The sequence below is a fragment of the Paenibacillus sp. S-38 genome, assembly GCF_049942825.1.
GTDB lineage: Bacteria > Bacillota > Bacilli > Paenibacillales > NBRC-103111 > Paenibacillus_G.
Window position 1 is genome coordinate 6722992 of record NZ_CP187970.1, and the last position, 16312, is coordinate 6739303.

Annotated in this window: 10 protein-coding genes; 1 reads left to right on the plus strand and 9 read right to left on the minus strand. The window is 62.7% G+C overall.

All coding sequences use genetic code 11. From position 1 onward, the window contains the following. Positions 1 to 130: 130 nt before the first annotated feature. Positions 131 to 910: a glycosyltransferase family 2 protein gene (locus ACP26L_RS29345; protein ID WP_426448804.1), complete on the minus strand. Its 780-nt coding sequence runs from the start codon at positions 908 to 910 to the stop codon at positions 131 to 133. Between the two features lie 556 nt (positions 911 to 1466). Here ACP26L_RS29345 and ACP26L_RS29350 point away from each other — a divergent pair. After that, positions 1467 to 2633 carry a glycosyltransferase family 4 protein gene (locus ACP26L_RS29350; protein ID WP_426448806.1) on the plus strand — a complete coding sequence of 389 codons (1167 nt, stop codon included), beginning with the start codon at positions 1467 to 1469 and terminating at the stop codon, positions 2631 to 2633. 243 nt (positions 2634 to 2876) lie between these two features. Here ACP26L_RS29350 and ACP26L_RS29355 read toward each other — a convergent pair whose 3' ends face one another. The 8 genes from ACP26L_RS29355 to ACP26L_RS29390 all read right to left on the minus strand — a co-directional run bounded on the left by ACP26L_RS29355 (position 2877) and on the right by ACP26L_RS29390 (position 16183). Next, on the minus strand, positions 2877 to 4352 hold the full coding sequence (locus ACP26L_RS29355) for a glycosyltransferase (RefSeq protein WP_426448808.1): 1476 nt from the start codon (positions 4350 to 4352) through the stop codon (positions 2877 to 2879). Between the two features lie 489 nt (positions 4353 to 4841). Further along, on the minus strand, positions 4842 to 5297 hold the full coding sequence (locus ACP26L_RS29360; RefSeq protein ID WP_426448810.1) for a dTDP-4-dehydrorhamnose 3,5-epimerase family protein: 456 nt from the start codon (positions 5295 to 5297) through the stop codon (positions 4842 to 4844). Then, complete coding sequence (gene rfbD, locus ACP26L_RS29365) at positions 5257 to 6171, minus strand: dTDP-4-dehydrorhamnose reductase (RefSeq protein ID WP_426448812.1); 915 nt, start codon at positions 6169 to 6171, stop codon at positions 5257 to 5259. The genes ACP26L_RS29360 and rfbD overlap by 41 nt, the downstream gene beginning before the upstream one ends. A 19-nt stretch (positions 6172 to 6190) precedes the next feature. Beyond that, complete coding sequence (gene rfbB, locus ACP26L_RS29370; RefSeq protein WP_426448814.1) at positions 6191 to 7171, minus strand: dTDP-glucose 4,6-dehydratase; 981 nt, start codon at positions 7169 to 7171, stop codon at positions 6191 to 6193. Continuing rightward, positions 7172 to 7891 (minus strand): sugar phosphate nucleotidyltransferase, encoded by a 720-nt coding sequence (locus tag ACP26L_RS29375; protein WP_426448816.1) that lies wholly within the window; start codon positions 7889 to 7891, stop codon positions 7172 to 7174. It abuts the gene before it with no gap. A gap of 376 nt (positions 7892 to 8267) precedes the next feature. Then, a complete protein-coding gene (locus ACP26L_RS29380) occupies positions 8268 to 13802 on the minus strand; it encodes a WIAG-tail domain (RefSeq protein WP_426448818.1) in 5535 nt (1844 codons plus the stop codon). A gap of 392 nt (positions 13803 to 14194) precedes the next feature. Continuing rightward, on the minus strand, positions 14195 to 15397 hold the full coding sequence (locus ACP26L_RS29385) for a glycosyltransferase family 4 protein (RefSeq protein WP_426448820.1): 1203 nt from the start codon (positions 15395 to 15397) through the stop codon (positions 14195 to 14197). Positions 15398 to 15610: 213 nt separating this feature from the next. Then, positions 15611 to 16183, minus strand: coding sequence for a DNA-3-methyladenine glycosylase I (locus tag ACP26L_RS29390; protein ID WP_426448822.1), 573 nt, complete (start codon positions 16181 to 16183; stop codon positions 15611 to 15613). Positions 16184 to 16312: the final 129 nt, after the last annotated feature.

Here is a 16312-nt window from a genome sequence, read left to right on the forward strand (position 1 = left end):
CTGTTCTTAGCGTTCGTGCTCTACGTGCTTTCCTTGCTTTCCGTGCTGCCCGTACCGTACAGGCAGCTTGGGCTGTCCGTGCGTACCGGCTGCGGCTGCCCGGCTTTCTCATGCGGATCACCTCACGTTCTCACCTCACGAATTCGCGCTTGCGTCCGAGGTCGGTCCGAAGTCCGCGTGCCCCGGTCTCCCGGGCCAGCCATTCCACCGCCTCCAGATGATCGCCTATGATCAGATCGCCTACGGGATCACCGCCCCTACGGCCGCGGCGGATCGGGTTGAGCCTGCCCACGGGAATCAGGTGCACTCCCTTGATCCGCAGCCCCCGTGCCGAGGCGATAGCCTGTGCCTTAGGCGGTACCGCCAAAGCCTCAGTCCCCATCGTCTCCAGCGCCTTCCGGCTGATCGCATGGGGCACGGTCGTCATGGATGCGCCCTCGAGCTCACCTTTGTTGAGCATAACGTTCAAAGCATACTTGGCCAGCACCACGCGGTGGGTCCGCTTACTCTTGGCAGGTCCCGAATACCGGTTAAGCGCCACATCCACCCCCTGCTGAACCGCTTGAACGAAAGGCCGCAGCTTCGCTGCCGGAATGACCATGTCGCCGTCAAGGAAGAGCATCACGCTTCCCTGGGCCGCCTTGGCGCCGATGCTCCGGCCGACATCGTGGCCGAGCGCCTGCTTATAGGAGATCACCCGGGCTCCGAGGCGGGCGGCCATCCGGTCCGATCCGTCCAGAGTACCGTTGCTCACCACAATCACTTCCGTCCGGGGATGCACCCTGTAGGCCTGCCGGATCACACGGGCTAACGTTCGGCGTTCGTTCAACACAGGAATGATAACGGACACTTGCGGGCTTACGGGATTTCGATGCGCCGCGTGCCTTCGCTGCCGCTGCCGCTTCTTCATCCACGCTCAACTCCTGTCCCAAGAAATCAGGGCATCCGTCTGCGGTCATGCCGGCAGACATCAGCCTCTGTACCGCTCCCCGGCAGACGCCAAGGGGTAAGTGTCACTTCTTCATCTTATGTAGTTCTGCCCGTGGAGACAGGGCATTCGTGCCATCCCGGCAAAAAGGGCGCCGCAGCCGCCCCAATCCTGCCCCCTCCGCCCTCACCCATTTCTGTTCCGTTTCGGGACAGCCGTCCATGAGCCGGCCGCAGGAGCTGCATAGGCTGAAAGGAAGATGAAGCCCTACAGGCTCATAAGCAGGAAAGGAGGCAGCAGCGTGAAAACACTCCGGAGGCCCCTCCTCCACCAAGCCGTCAAGCGTCCGAAACGCACCCGACGCCGCAAGCGCCGGCTTCGCAGGCTCCCGGCGTCATCCACATCCCGCCGCCTAACCGTCAGGAAGAACAGCCGCATACGGCGGGCAGCGTCCAAAAAACGACGCGCCAAAAAGCCGGAAAGCGGCCGCTCCCCGGCAAAACCCAGGCTCCTTCGGCGGCCGGCTGTGCGTTCAGCGGTGCGTACCACCACATCCGCAGCCGCAGCCGCAGCCGAACGCATGCCGTATACCGGAGTTCCCGGTGTCAATCTCATTGGCTATAACCGTGCCGAAATGGGACTCGGCGAGGGCTGCCGCCTGCTCGCACAGGCCCTGGAAAGCTGCGGCATGCCGTACGGCATCAACAACTTCGAGCGGGGCAATCCTTCGCGGATGGGCGATCTCAGCTGGGCCCACCGCGAGCAGGAGGGCTATCCGTACCGCGTGAACCTGGTTCATGTCAACGGGGACAACATGAGATATGTAAGGGAAGAGTTCGGAGACGCATTCATGAAAGACCGCTATAACATCGGCTACTGGGCATGGGAGCTCTCCGAACTGCCTGGCTCCTGGCGGGACGGCTTCACGGGCCTGCAGGAAATCTGGACGCCGACCACCTTCGTGCGCGATGTGCTTGCCCGCCATACGGCTCTTCCGGTCCACGCGGTGCCTTACGGCATCCGGATCCCCGGCGCCTTCGACGGCTCCGCGCTGCGCGCACGGTTCGGACTGCCGTCTCAAGCTTTCCTGTTCCTGTGCATGTTCGATGTCTTCAGCACGTCGCTGCGCAAGAATCCGTCGGGAGCCATCGAAGCGTTCCGGCGCGCCTTCCCATCCGGAAGCTCCGAAGCCGCCCTTGTCGTCAAGATCAACAACGCGCAGGCGAAGCCCGAAGAGCTTGAGAAGCTCCGGGCCGCCGTCGAAGGCTGCACGAATATCTTCCTCCTGCCTGAGCGGCTTACGCGTCAGGAGGTATACGGGCTTCTTGCCGCGTGCGACAGCTTCGTCTCCCTTCATCGTTCGGAGGGCTTCGGCCTCGTCCTGACGGAGGCGATGTACCTGGGCAAACCGGTGATCGCGACGGACTGGTCGGGCAATACCGACTTCATGAACGGGGAAAACAGCCTCCCCGTGCGCTGCGAGCTGCGGCCGGTCGGCCAAGACGCAGGACCCTATACTTCCGCTCAGGTCTGGGCGGACCCGGACCTGGAGCACGCCGCCGATTGCATGCGCAGGGCGGCAGCCGATAGGGCCTGGAGCACGGCGCTCGCCCTCCGGGGACAGATGACCATTCGCACACGCTTCTCGCCGGAAGCGTCCGGGCTGGCGGTCCGGCAGCGGCTTCAGGAGCTCCGTCTACTCTGAACAGTGAAGGAGCACACAGGCCTCGCCTGTCCCCCAGCCCGGGCATGTCCGTTTGGATGACCGGCCGGACTGTACCGGATATTTCCCAGCCGTCTTCCCCTTACCGGGAGCCGGCTTCCCCTTTATGTAAGATGCTTTCGCTTCCGCGGAGACGGATCGATTCGGGATGGCTCCCCTCGCACGGAAATTCGCACACTGCATGTGCGGGGGGCCGGCTGTTGGTACGTCCGGCCTCTTTTCCCCCTATAGCAGGCCCAGCTCGCTCAGTCTCGCCCGGATCTGCTCGCCGACGCTCCGGGGCGAATACTCGCTGCGTATGGTCATCTGCCCGCCCGCTGCAATTCTCGCGCGGTAGTCGGGATGGTTCACGAGATCGCGCATATACGCCGCCGCATGCCGGATATCCGGCTCCGCCCAGATTTGTTCCGCATCATATGGCCCCCAGCTCTCCCCCACCGGGACCAGCCGGTAATCGACGGGACAAGCATTGTCCGGCCGCATGAAATCGGTGTTCCCCGACCAATTCGTCCCGATGACCGGCTTGCCGAGGTACATGGCCTCCGCGAGACCGAGCCCGAAGCCTTCCGAGCGGTGAAGAGAAACAAAACAGTCCACGCTGTTCAGCAGGGAGTTCACTTGGAGACGGGAGAGGACCCGTTCGATCAAATAAATATTGCGGTAGCCCTCCAGCAGCGGATAAAGGGTGTGCAGGTCGTCGATTCCCGAAGCCTTCCCCTTCACCTTGAGCACCAGGCCGACAGTCCGGTCGTTCGGACCGAAGGCCTCCTTGAAGGCGGAGATCACCGCATGCGGATTCTTCCTCCGGGTGCTGCTGTGCACGTCGAACATCGACATGAACAGGAACCGGTCCGCCGGCAGCGCGAAGGCAGCCCGGCCCCACTCCGGCCGCACGGGAACATGAATGCCATGCGGGATCCGCAGGACCGGAACCGGCGACCGCTTCTTCACGCTCTCCTGCACGAACGCCGTCGGGGTCCATACCTCATCCACATAATCGAAGGCCTTGAGGTCCGCTTCCCTCAGATCCGGCAGCTCCCAGTGCCAGTAACCGATATTGTACCTCCCTTTTGTCCGGCCGGATACGAACTGCCTTACGGGACCCATGGAATCGGCATTGACGTGAAAGATATGGGTCCGGTACATCGCGGTGCTTTCCTTATGGACCCAGGAAGTATCCCCGCCGGGGCCCGAGTGAGGATAGTTGATGATGCCGAAAGGGACCCCCGCCGTCTCCAGCGCACCTGCCGCCAGCCTCAGCGATTCGCCGAGTCCGAATTCTCCTCGCGCGTATCCGATAAGTGAAACTCCCGGCAGCAGCTCCGGTGCTTCTTCCGCCGTCTGCGCCTTTTCCTCCGTCTGTGCCTCTGCAGGCGGGTGCTCCTCCTGAACGGCAGCCTGCACCGGAGCAGACTCTATTCCGTGCTCTATTCGCTGCTCTACCCGTTTTGCCCGGCGCTTTTTCACACGCTTCTTCAAACGCTTCTTCAAACGCTTGCTTGCCCGCTTGCCTGCACCCTCCCGGCCCCCGGCATGCAGGCCGCGCTTCCTGCGGCGCTTCTTCGCTTCAGCGGGAAGGCCGGGGCGCTTTTTCTTTTTCCGCCGGGCCGTGCTCCCCTTCCCCCGCTTCAGCTTCCACGACGCTGCCTTCTCCGGCCGATTTCTCTTCTTCGCGTTCTTGACGGCAGTGATCAGCACCATCCTCCGTTCTCCCCCTGCCGCAGCCCATGGCTGTCGACAAAACGGAAAGTCCCGGTAATCAACGTTTTCACGGTGCGCATTCCCCCTATGCCGCAATGGTCTATGCCCTGCTAAAAGGGTATGCGCCGGGACAATAGAGCATATGGACACCTACCTCGCCCTCCCAAAAATTGGCTCCCGTCTACGGGCGCATGCCCCACCCGCGCACGCAAAAAAAGAGGCTGGGCAGCCGAAAGCCCCCTCCTCTTTTCTCCATGCTATAACGGACCCTGACAGCCCGCGCGCTTTTCGCCCCAGCGCATGGCAGACGTGCACAGCCCCACGGCAGCAGGCGGAGCAGCCGCTCGCAGGTGATCTGCGGCATCGTCTTCTCGGAGGTCAGCCCCTGAAGCTGCTTCGGCTTCGCCTCCACGTGCGCGGCCGGAACAAAGTCCCCCTGGCTCCCGCCAACATCACCTTTTTCACGATACCCGCCGTCGCCCCTGCCCCTCAGCGAAATTGGGTCTGCCAGTTAAACCCGATATCCGGATCGTCGTAAGCCAGGCGGAATTCATCCGGATCGGCCGGATCATAAGCCTTGTTCGTGAAGTAGACGATCGTCGCAGGCAGATGCCCCAGCACCCGGTAGCCGTGGGCCACGCCCCGTGGAATGAAGAGCAGGTACGGACTGAGTTCCCCCATGTAATACACATCCGTCTGCTTGTAAGTCGGGGAATCTGGCCTCAGATCATGCAGCACCACCTGAGCCTGCCCCGACGGGAAGTACCAGATATCATCCTGCTGCGCGTGGTAATGAAAAGCCTTGATTACGCCCGGATAGCTGAGGGACAGAGAAGCCTGCCCGAAGCCGCCGAAGATCTCATCGTCCGCCCGCAGCAGCTCCATGAAAAAGCCCCGGTCGTCGCTATGCCGGATCAGTGTCTTGGTAAGCACGTTCCGAATCATCCTCGGGTCCTCCCTCCCCTTTGTCACTGCGCTGCAGATCTTCCCGGATGAAAGCCTCCAGCGCGCTTTTCCAGTGGCGCATCCGGCCGAATCCCCGCCGGCGCAGGGCTTGATCGGACAGGCCGGAATGCGCCGGCCGTTCCGCCGGAAGAGACAGCTCCCCCGCCTCCACCGCTTCGAGCTTTACGCCGTCAAGGCCTGCGATCTCCAGGATCGCTTCCGCGAACCGGAACCGGCTGCAGAACCCGCGGTTGGACACGTGGTAGACCCCGTACTCCTCGGTTTCGATCAGCTCCGCAATCTGGGAGGCGAGATCCAGCGTGTAGGTCGGAGAGCCGTATTGGTCGGACACCATGCGGAGGGTTCCCACTTCCTTCGCCTGCTGCAGCACTTTCGTGACGAAGTTGGAGCCCGAGAGGCCGTACAGCCAAGAAGTGCGTACGATAAAATGGCGGTCGCAAAGAAACTCCGTGAACTTCTCCCCGAGCAGCTTGGAATTGCCGTAGATGCCGAGCGGAGCCGTCCGGTCCCCTTCCGTATAAGGCACGCCCTTCCGTCCGTCGAAGACATAGTCCGTGCTGATATAGACCATCTTGGCGCCGATGCCATGTGCGGCCCAAGCCACATGGCGCGTGCCGAAGGCATTCACCATATAGGCCGTATCTAGGTCCTTCTCCGCCGCATCGACTCCCGTGTAGGCGGCCGCATGAATCACTGCGTCCGGCCGGTGAAGAGCAAAGGCCTGTTCCACCGCCTTCTCATCGGTGATGCTCAGGTCCTGATGCGTCCAGGCCACAAGCTCGTGCCGGGACTGCAGCACCCGGATGAGATCCCGACCGAGCTGTCCTCCTGCACCGGTAATGCCAATCTTCACCTGCCCCGCCTCCCTATTCTTATCGTCCCCCTCCGGCCAGGAGAGGCTCCCACCAATCCCGATGCTCCACATACCACTGCACTGTCGTTTTCAGCCCTTCCTCAAGGCTCCTTACCGGCGCCCATCCAAGCTCCCTGCGGATCTTGGAGGAATCAATGGCATAGCGGCGGTCGTGTCCGAGCCGGTCCTCGACATGGCGGATCAGCGACAGGGGCCGCCCCAGCTCTTCCAGGATGAAACGAACCATGCTCATATTCGTCCGTTCGTTCCCTCCGCCGATGTTGTAAACCTCCCCCTGCCTTCCCTGCAATAGAACCCGCTCGATACCGGAGCAGTGATCCTCGACATGAAGCCAGTCACGGACATAGAGCCCGTCTCCGTAAACAGGAATGTCCTCCCCCCGAAGCGCCCGGGTAATAATCGTCGGGATCAGCTTCTCCGGGAACTGGTAAGGTCCGTAGTTATTCGAGCAGCGCGTAATGACGGCAGGAAACCCGTAGGTCTCGCAGTACGCCCGCACCAGAAGGTCCGAGCCCGCCTTGCTCGCCGAGTAAGGGCTGTTCGGGGCCAGGGGCGTATCTTCAGTGAATTTGCCTGTGCTTCCGAGCGTGCCGTAGACCTCGTCTGTCGAGATGTGAACGAATTTCCTGACGCCGCTCCGGCGGGCAGCCTCCAGCAGGTTCTGGGTGCCAAGCACATTCGTACGCACGAACCGCTGCGGATCGAGGATGCTCTGATCCACATGCGATTCCGCCGCAAAATGAACGATGGTATCGATCTTCTCTTCTTCGAGCAGGCGGATCACCATCGGATCCGCAATGTCCCCGACACTCAGGGCATACCGGGGATCACGGGAGACGTCAGCCAAGTTCTCCTCGCGTCCCGCATACGTCAGCAGGTCCAGATTGAGCAGCGTATCCTGCGGATGGCGCTGCAGCCAGTACCGGATGAAGTTGCTGCCGATAAAGCCCATACCTCCGGTTACCATCATTCGTCTCATTTACGATTCACCTTTCATTAACCTGAGTCCCGCCTCCAGCAGGGAACGCGGGGTGCCCGCATCCGTCCACCAGCCTTCGAGCATGCCGTACTGCAGCAGGCCGGCGGCGGCATAGCGGTTGTTGACGTCCGTAATCTCAAGCTCTCCCCGTGCGGAGCGCGTCACCTGACGGATCTCCCCGAACACGCCGGCATCATACATATAAATGCCCGTTACGCAGTAAGACGAAGGGGGATCCTCCGGCTTTTCTTCAATGGAAACGATCCTCCCGTCCCGAATGACCGCGACACCGTAGCGGCGGGGGTCCTGCACTTCCTTCAGGAACACCCGGGCTCCTGCGGGCAGCTCCCTGAATTCGTCTACCGCCTCCGCGAGCGAGTCCTCGAACAGATTATCCCCGAGAAGAACCACGAACTTGTCTCCGGGACGAATAAACCCTTCGGCCAGGGAGACCGCTTCGGCAATCCCGCCGGGCCGCTCCTGGATCCGGTATGTGACCTGGATCTTCCACGCCTCCCCGCTGCCGATATACTGCGTGAACAGGCCGGCCGACGCCTTGCCGGTGATCAACAGCACTTCCCGAATACCGGCTTCAGCCATCTTGGCGATGGCATAGTGGATCATGGGGTAGCCTCCGACCGGCAGAAGGTGCTTATTCACCAGATCCGTCAGCGGCCGCAGCCGCGTCCCGCTTCCGCCGGCCACAATGACTCCTTTCATCGGCTTGCTCCTTTCTCTGACGAGGGGCCGCGAATGGGCCTTCTGTACAGAGTCGTTCTGCTGCAACATCATTAAAGGATATGCCCGCAGGGCTGCAAGTACATGGACGAATACCATGAGGCTCAGCAATTTGGCGGATGTCTATGGTCCCGCGCCCCGCATCGCATAAGAAGCCGAGCTTGCCAATGGGTCAAGCATAAGGCAAAAGCCCGGACGAAAACAACATGCGCCGCCCGCCCCGAATGCACCGAAGTCACCGGAACAGCAGAAACAGGCCGCCGGACTGAGCCCGGCGGCCTGGCTGGAGGACCATAGAAGAGAGATGCCGCCGTTCTCCCGCATGGCGTACGGCGGCATCTTCCTCGGTCCGGCTGTATTATTCTGCGGAACGGCCCATCGCGATCCAGTTCACGAAGCTCTGGCACTCCGGCGAGAACCGGCTGCGGACGATCTCCAGGACGGCGCTCTCGCGTCCCTTCGACTTGATGACCGCGTAGCAGTCCTGGTGGCCTGTTGTAGCGACAAGCGCGTAATTCTCGTCGGCAAACGGCCGGTCGAACGTCACACCGACTTCGATCGTGACCACCTCTACCGGCAGCTCGAACAGGCTGAGTCCGAACTGCTGCAGGGGGGCTGTGACCGTCGCCGGCGACGGAGCGGCCTCCGTTACCCGGAGCTTAACTGCCGCCCGCTCATCCGGCGCATCCGACACGGGCAGCGACACCGGTTCACCTTCGAGGTCCGTCTGCTCCTGCTGCCCGATGGCTGCTGAAGGCGTCTCCTCTTCCGTCACCGCTTCGGAAGCCGGCTCCACGTTGACCACAGCTTCCGGCTCCGTATCCGTCCCGGGAGCGACCGCGCCGAAATCGGCTTCCGCAAGGAAATCCTCCGCTGCGGCAGGCTCCGTGATGTCCCCCTCCGTTGCGGCCGAATCCGCGCCGAAATCAGCTTCCGCAAGGGACTCTTCCGCTGCGAGGTCCGTGATGAGCCCTTCCGTTACAACCGCATCCGCGGCTGCAGCAAACTCACCCTCCACCGTCACGGGGACTTCCTGCTCTCCTCCGCTGATCCCTGCCGTCAGGACAACCGGTTCCACTGAAGCTTCCTGGGCAGTTGCTTCGGCCCCGCCGTTCTCTACGGCTTCCGGCTCCTGCAGCAGTGCATAGGCTTTGCTGGCCGGCTGCGACGCCGGAGACACGGCCGCAGCGGCATTGAGGAGAGCCTGCAGCGAGGGTTCCAGATGCAGCAGGGAGATGCTCCCCGGCAGCAGGTGGTAGCCCGATACGGACTCCATCTTGATGTGCAGGCCATCGATGGAATCGTCGGCAATGTGCCTGCTGTCAACCGAGGCGGGAGCTAGCTTCTCCCCTGTAACCGAATCGGCACCCAGCTTCTCCGTGGTTACCGACTCCGTCGACAGCTTCTCGGCCGTAATGGACTTCGAAGCGATCTTATCGCCGGTGACGGCGCCGGACGCCAGCTTCTCCGCTGTCACCGACCGGACCCCCAGCTTCTCGGCCGTCACCGATTTGGACGCCAGCTTCTCCGTCGTCACAGACTCCGGCGCGAGCCTCTCTGTGGTCACCGACCCTGGAGCGAGCTTCTCCGCCGTCACCGTCTCCGCCGCCAGCTTCTCCGCTGTCACCGACTCCGACGCCAGCTTCTCCGCCGTCACCGATTCCGCTCCCAGCTTCTCGGCCGTCACCGATTCCGCGGCGAGCTTCTCCGCCGTCACCGACTCCGCAGCGAGCTTCGCTGTCGTCACCGACTCCGCCGACAGCTTCTCCGTCACCACCGACTCCGCAGCCAGCTTCTCCGCCGTCACCGATTCGGCCGCCAGCTTCTCCGCCGTCACGGACTCCGCCGACAGCTTCTCCTCCGTCACCGACTCCGCCGCCAGCTTCTCCGCCGTCACCGACTCCGCCGACAGCTTCTCCGTCACCACCGATTCCGATGCCAGCTTCTCGGCCGTCACCGACTCCGCAGCGAGCTTCGCTGTCGTCACCGACTCCGCCGCCAGCTTCTCCGTCACCACCGACTCCGCAGCCAGCTTCTCCGCCGTCACCGATTCCGATGCCAGCTTCTCTGTCACCACCGACGCCGACGCCAGCTTCTCCGCCGTCACCGACTCCTCCGACAGCTTCTCCGTCACCACCGACCCCGACGCCAGCTTCTCCGCCGTCACCGATTCCGACGCCAGCTTCGCTGCCGTCACTGACTCCGCCGTCAGCTTCTCCGCCGTCACCGATTCCGGTGCCAGCTTCTCCACCGTTACCGCGTTCGCCGCCAGCTTCTCCGTCGCCACCGCCCCCGGCGCCAGCTTCTCCGCCGTTACAGCCTCCGATGCCAGCTTCTCAGCGGTTACCGACTCCACGGCCAGCTTCTCCGTCACCACCGACTCTGCCGCCAGCTTCTCCGCCGTCACCGATTCCGACGCCAGCTTCTCCGCCGTCACCGACTCCGGTCCCAGCTTCTCCGCCGTCACCGACTCCGGTCCCAGCTTCTCCGCCGTCACCGACTCGGCCGCCAGCTTCTCCGCCGTCACCGACTCCACCGCCAGCTTCCCTGCCGTCACCGATTCCGCCGCCAGCTTCTCCGCCGTCACCGATTCCGCCGCCAGCTTCTCCGCCGTCACCGACTCCACCGCCAGCTTCTCCGCCGTCACCGATTCCGCCGCCAGCTTCCCTGCCGTCACCGACTCCGACGCCAGCTTCTCCGCCGTCACCGACTCCGCCGCCAGCTTTGACGCCGTCACCGACTCCGCTGCCAGCTTCGACGCCGTCACCGACTCCGCCGCCAGCTTCCCTTCCGTCACCGACTCCGACGCCAGCTTCTCCGCCGTCACCGACTCTGCCGCCAGCTTCTCCGCGGTTACCGACTCTGCCGCCAGCTTCTCCGCCGTCACCGACTCCGCCGCCAGCTTCGCTGCCGTCACCGACTCCGGCGCCAGCTTCTCCGCCGTCACCGACTCTGCCGCCAGCTTCTCCACCGTCACCGATTCCGCCGCCAGTTTCTCCGCCGTCACCGACTCCGCCGCCAGCTTCTCCGCCGTCACCGACTCCGCTGCCAGCTTCTGTGCCGTCACGGACTCCACCGCCAGCTTCTCTGTCGTCACCGACACTGCCGTCAGCTTCTCCGCCGTCACCGACGCTGCCGCCAGCTTCTCCGCCGTCACCGACGCTGCCGCCAGCTTCTCCGTCGTCACCGACTCCGCTCCCAGCTTCTCCGCCGTGACTGACTCCGCCGCCAGCTTCTCCGCCGTCACCGACTCCGCCGCCAGCTTCCTCGCCGTCACCGCTTCCGCCGCCAGCTTCTGCGTCGTGACCGACTCCGCACCCAGCTTCTCGGCCGTCACCGATTCCGCTCCCAGCTTCTCCGCCGTCACCGACCGCGCCGCCAGCTTCTCCGCCGTCACCGATTCTGCCGCCAGCTTCTCGGCCGTGACCGACTCCGCTCCGAGCTTCTCCGCCGTGACGGCGTTCGCTGCAAGCTTCTCTACGGTAACTGCTGCGATCGCCAGCTGTTCGCCGCTAACAGCTCCAGACGCCATATGAGTCCCCGTGATCGTACTGGACGCAATGCGGCTGCCTTCCACAGCGCCCTCAGCCAGGTGCTGGGTCCGCACGGCACCGGTTGTCAGATGCAGCGAGGTGACCGCCCCTTCGGCAAGTTTCTCCCCCGATACCGACGCGTTCTCAAGCTTGTCGCGGGTGACTGCCCCTGTGGCCAGCTGCTGGGATTTCACGGCCGATTTGGCCAGATGACTGCTGCCGACCGCTCCAGGGGACAAGTGCTCGGACTGCACCGCTTCCCGGGCCAGCTTCTCCGAAGTGACGCTGACATGGGCCAGCTTGGCGGAAGTCACCGCCAGGTTCGTCAGTTTGTCGGTCGACACAGATTCGACGGAGAGCTTCGATGTCGTTACACTTTGATTGCCAAGATGCATTGATTGCACGATATTCTCCATCAGATGCTGGGACTGTACGGCTCCGGGCGCCAGATGGCTCGCCGTGACCGAACGCTCCTGCAGCTTATCGACGGTGACACTGCGGTCCTGAAGATGTTCGGTGCCTACGGCCATCGGCCCCAGATGGACGGCCTGCACGGCCTTCGGTTCCAAGTGAACGGAGAGCACCGCTCCCGGCGCCAGATGCCCCGCATGCACGGACTTGGGAGCGAGCTTCAGTGAAGTCACGGCCCCATTCGCCAGCTTCTCCATCGTCACTGAGCCGTCCGACAGCTGGGATGCGCCGATGCTGCCGGATACAATTTTCTCCGCGGACACGGAGTGAGGCGCCAGGTGGCTTCCCTCGATGCCCCCAGCCTGCACATGCCTGCCCTCAACGCTGGATTCAGACAGGTGAATGCTCTGAATCACATTCTTGGCCAGTTTGCTTGAGGTGACCGAGCCATCCTTGATCTGCTCCGACTGCACCGCTTCATCCGCCAGGTGAGCAGATTCGATCTGCTTCGATGCAATATTGGTACCGCGGACACTGCCGGGGGCGAGGTGATCATGGACAATCGAATTCAGCTTGAGATGCTCGGAAGCGATGCTCCATGGCGCCAGCTTCTCTTCGGTTACCACCCCATGACCGAGCTTCTCCGATGAGACCGCGCCGTCCGCGAGCTGGGAAGTGCCGACACTGGCGGGTGCGATCTTCTCACCGGTCACGGCATGGGGGGTAAGGTGACGGCTGTCGATTCCTCCGGCCTGCACGTGCTTGCCTTCGATAATGGATTCACTTAAGTGCGTACTTTGAACTACGTTTTTGGCCAGCTTGCCGGAGGTCACCGAACCATCCCTGAGATGAAGCGACTGCACGGCTTCCTCTGCCAGATGGATGGATTCGATCTGCTTCGATCCGATATTCGCGGCGCGGACACTCCCGGGAACCAGATGATCATGACTGATGGAGTTCGGCTTGAGGTGACCCGATGCGACGCTCCAGTGCCCCAGCTTCTCCTCGGTCACCGACCCGTCCGCCAGCTTCTCGGTCGTGATCTCTCCGTCGACGATCTTCGATGCCGTCACCGCCCCGTCGCGCAGCTTCTCGGTACCGACCGCCCCGTCCGCCAGCTTCGCCGTGTTCACACTTCCGTTAGCGAGCTGCGAGGCCTGGATGGCGCCGCTTCGGATTTTGTCCGAAGTGATCGACTGGTGCTGGATCATCTCGCCCGAAATCGCCTCGTCTGCAAGATGCTTGGCGTGGATCGAGCCGTCGGCGATCTTCATCGCGTCGATCGACTTATCCGCCAGCTTCTCCGCGGTGATACTGTTATCTAGCAGCTTATCCCCCGAGATCGAGCGGTCGCGTACCTTCTCCGAGGTGACGGCGCCGGGCGCCAGGATATCCTCCGTTACCGAACGCGGGGCGAGCTTCTGGACGGTAACGGAACGGTCGGCCAGCTTGGCGCTGTCCACCGCATAATCCGCCAGGTTCTCCCGGCCTACCCCACCTCGCCGGATCCGCGTGCTGTCCACGGCATAGCGTGCGATTTTCTCGGTAGTGACGGACTCTTCACCGAGGTCATCGGTATACACCGTCGCACCTTGAAAGCTCCTTTGGATGTCCGGCTGGGGAGCCGGTGTATAAGTCTGAGGTGCCGGCGTATAGGCCGGGGGTGCGGGGGTATGGGGCTTTGGCTCCGCCGCAAGCGGCCTTGATACCGTGTACCGCTTCAAGGAAGGGGCGGCCTTCGGAAGTGCTTCCCACTCCTCCTCTTCAAGAAGAGGATCCGAATCCGTCAGGGGCTCCTCGGGGGCGCGAATCTGGGAGACAGAAGCTTCTTCCCGGATCGCATGTTTGCCTGGCTTCTCATCCAGCCAGCTCAGTTCGTTGATATAAGAAGCGATACGCTGCTTCCGGGGTTTTGACTTACCGGCAGGGCGGCGGCTGTCCTTTTTCATGAGGATCCTCCTAATGTAAAATCATGGCTGCCTAACGAATGAATGTGAAGGCATCGATGTCTCAAAATCATGCAGTCACTGATAACATATGCAGATACCCAGAAGGTGGTCATCCGCCCGGGTAAAAAATAGGCTGCCATCCCGCCCGGACTGCCTGTTCCTTTCATGACACCCTGTACAATCGACCGCGCCCGGTCCCCGCAGTTTCGCCCCCCTGCCTGTCACTGGAAGATCATCTGGTCCATTACGCCCCGCGCGGCAGCAGGATCAGGGATGCATAAGAAAAACCCCCGTTCTCCCAAAAGAAGAACAGGGGCTCCTTTAACCGGCATGCCGGTGTAATCCTGCAAAACTGGCTTCCGGCTTTGAAGTTCCATTCAAGCCGGCCGTCCTCAGCCGGGATGCGGAGCCGGTGGAGGCTCCAGCCCCAGCCTCGCGGGCCGGAGATCCGTATATAACGCAAGCCAGCGTTCCGAAGTCCGCTCCCACGTAAAATGCTCGAGCACCCGCTCCACGCTGCGCATCCCCATGCGGCAGGCGGCAGCTTCGTCGCGGAGCAGCCAGGCCAGCCGCTCCGGAAGCTCCTCACCGATCGTGGGCAGCGGGACCGTCAAGCCCGTTATCCCTTCCTCGATGATCTCGGGGATGCCGCCCGCATGGGTGGCCACTACCGGCACACCGGCCGCCATCGCCTCGACGTTCACCAGCCCGAACGCTTCCCGGCGCCCGGAAGGCACTACAAGCACGTCAGCAAGACGGAACCAGTCCGCGACCTCGCCGTGGGGAACGTAGGGGATGAAGCGCACGTGCTCCTTCATCCTCCGCGCCATGCTGTGCAGCCGTCTGACATACGGCGTTGTCCGCTTCGAGCCGTAAAAGGCGCTGCCGACGACAAGCAGTACCGCATTCGGCACCTCCTGTACAATCCGGGGCATCGCCTCCAATACGTGATGCACGCCCTTGATCGGAATCAGCCTGCCGACGTAGAGCAGAATCCGCCTGCCCTGAAGTCCCAGCCGGGCGATCATCGCTTCCCTGCGCAGGGCGCCCTCCCCGTGCCAGCGGCTGGCAAAGCCGGCCGGGTCCACACCGAGATGGTTGACGACCAGCTTGCCCCGGGATCGCGGGTCCCTGCGCTCCATCTCTTCCCGGATGAACTCGGAGTTCACCACGATCCGGTCGGCCGCGGCCAGGCAGCGCCTCAGCTCCGACTTTCGGATATGCGGGCGGGAGACGAAGGTGACCGAGTGGAGCGAGAGAACAATCTTCGCACGGGGATGGCGGCGGCGCAGATAGCTTACGAATCGGGGGCGGTTCTCGACCTGGATGATGTCCGGCTTCAGCTTCTCGAGCCGTCGGGAGACGTTCCGGATATAGCTGCCGGGAGTGGGCGCCGGAACGCGCGCATACTTCACACCGCCCCGGAACTCCTCCGGCGGAAGAACACGGCTGCGGCGGCCGAGCACCGCCACCTTGACCCTGCGGCCCACTCTGGCGGCAACCTCCTCCACAACGAGCTCGACCGAGCTGCTCTTGCCGGACGGGATGACGAAGGAACCCGGTGTTACGACAGCCACAACGATTCGCGGTTTCATGCGCAGCCCCTCCTCCTGATGCATTCACTTCTGCATTATATTCAGAGAAGGACGAAGGTGGATGGGCTGTTCGTCCATCCCCGGCAGGCCCAATTATTCGGGAGGCTCGGTCTGCCCGAGACGAGCCACGTTTTTTCGATGCCTCGCCCTAGGCGTTCAAATCTCTCAGGCCTTCATCTCTCTCAGGCCGTCCAAGTTATCGGCCTCTCTCCTTCACGCCTCTCCGCCGAGCTCCTTGAAGCGGAAGCAGTCCACTGTGTGGTCCATAACCATGCCGGTCGCCTGCATGAACGCATAGCAGATCGTCGAGCCGACGAAGGTGAAGCCCCGCTTCTTGAGATCCTTGCTCATGGCATCGGACTGCGCGGTCTGCGCCGGCACTTCGCTCAGCGAACGCCAGGCGCTGCGGATGGGCTGTCCGTCCGTGAACCGCCAGATGTAGCGGTCAAAGCTGCCGAACTCCTCCTGCACCCGCAGGAAGGCCTCCGCGGAAGACACGGCGCCCCGGATCTTCAGCCGGTTGCGGATAATGCCCGGGTCCGCCAGAAGCTCCCTGATCTTCGCTTCGCCGAAAGCGGCCACCTTCTCCGGATCGAAGCCGTCGAAGACCTCGCGGTACCGCTCCCTTTTCTTCAGCACGGTGTACCAGCTGAGACCTGCCTGGGCCCCCTCGAGCACCAGCATTTCGAAGAGCTTCCGGTCGTCATGCACCGGAACGCCCCACTCCTTGTCATGATATTCCTGATACAGCGGGTCATCATTAACCCATGCGCAGCGGCATGTCATGTTTTTCTTACGCCTCCTCTATGATTGGATCGGAATTCCGAATCCGTTCCCTGACCGGCTCTGCTTACTCCGTCTCCAGGATACACTTCATCTATGACGGTTTCTGTCATAGTCCTGCCGCCCCCGCCA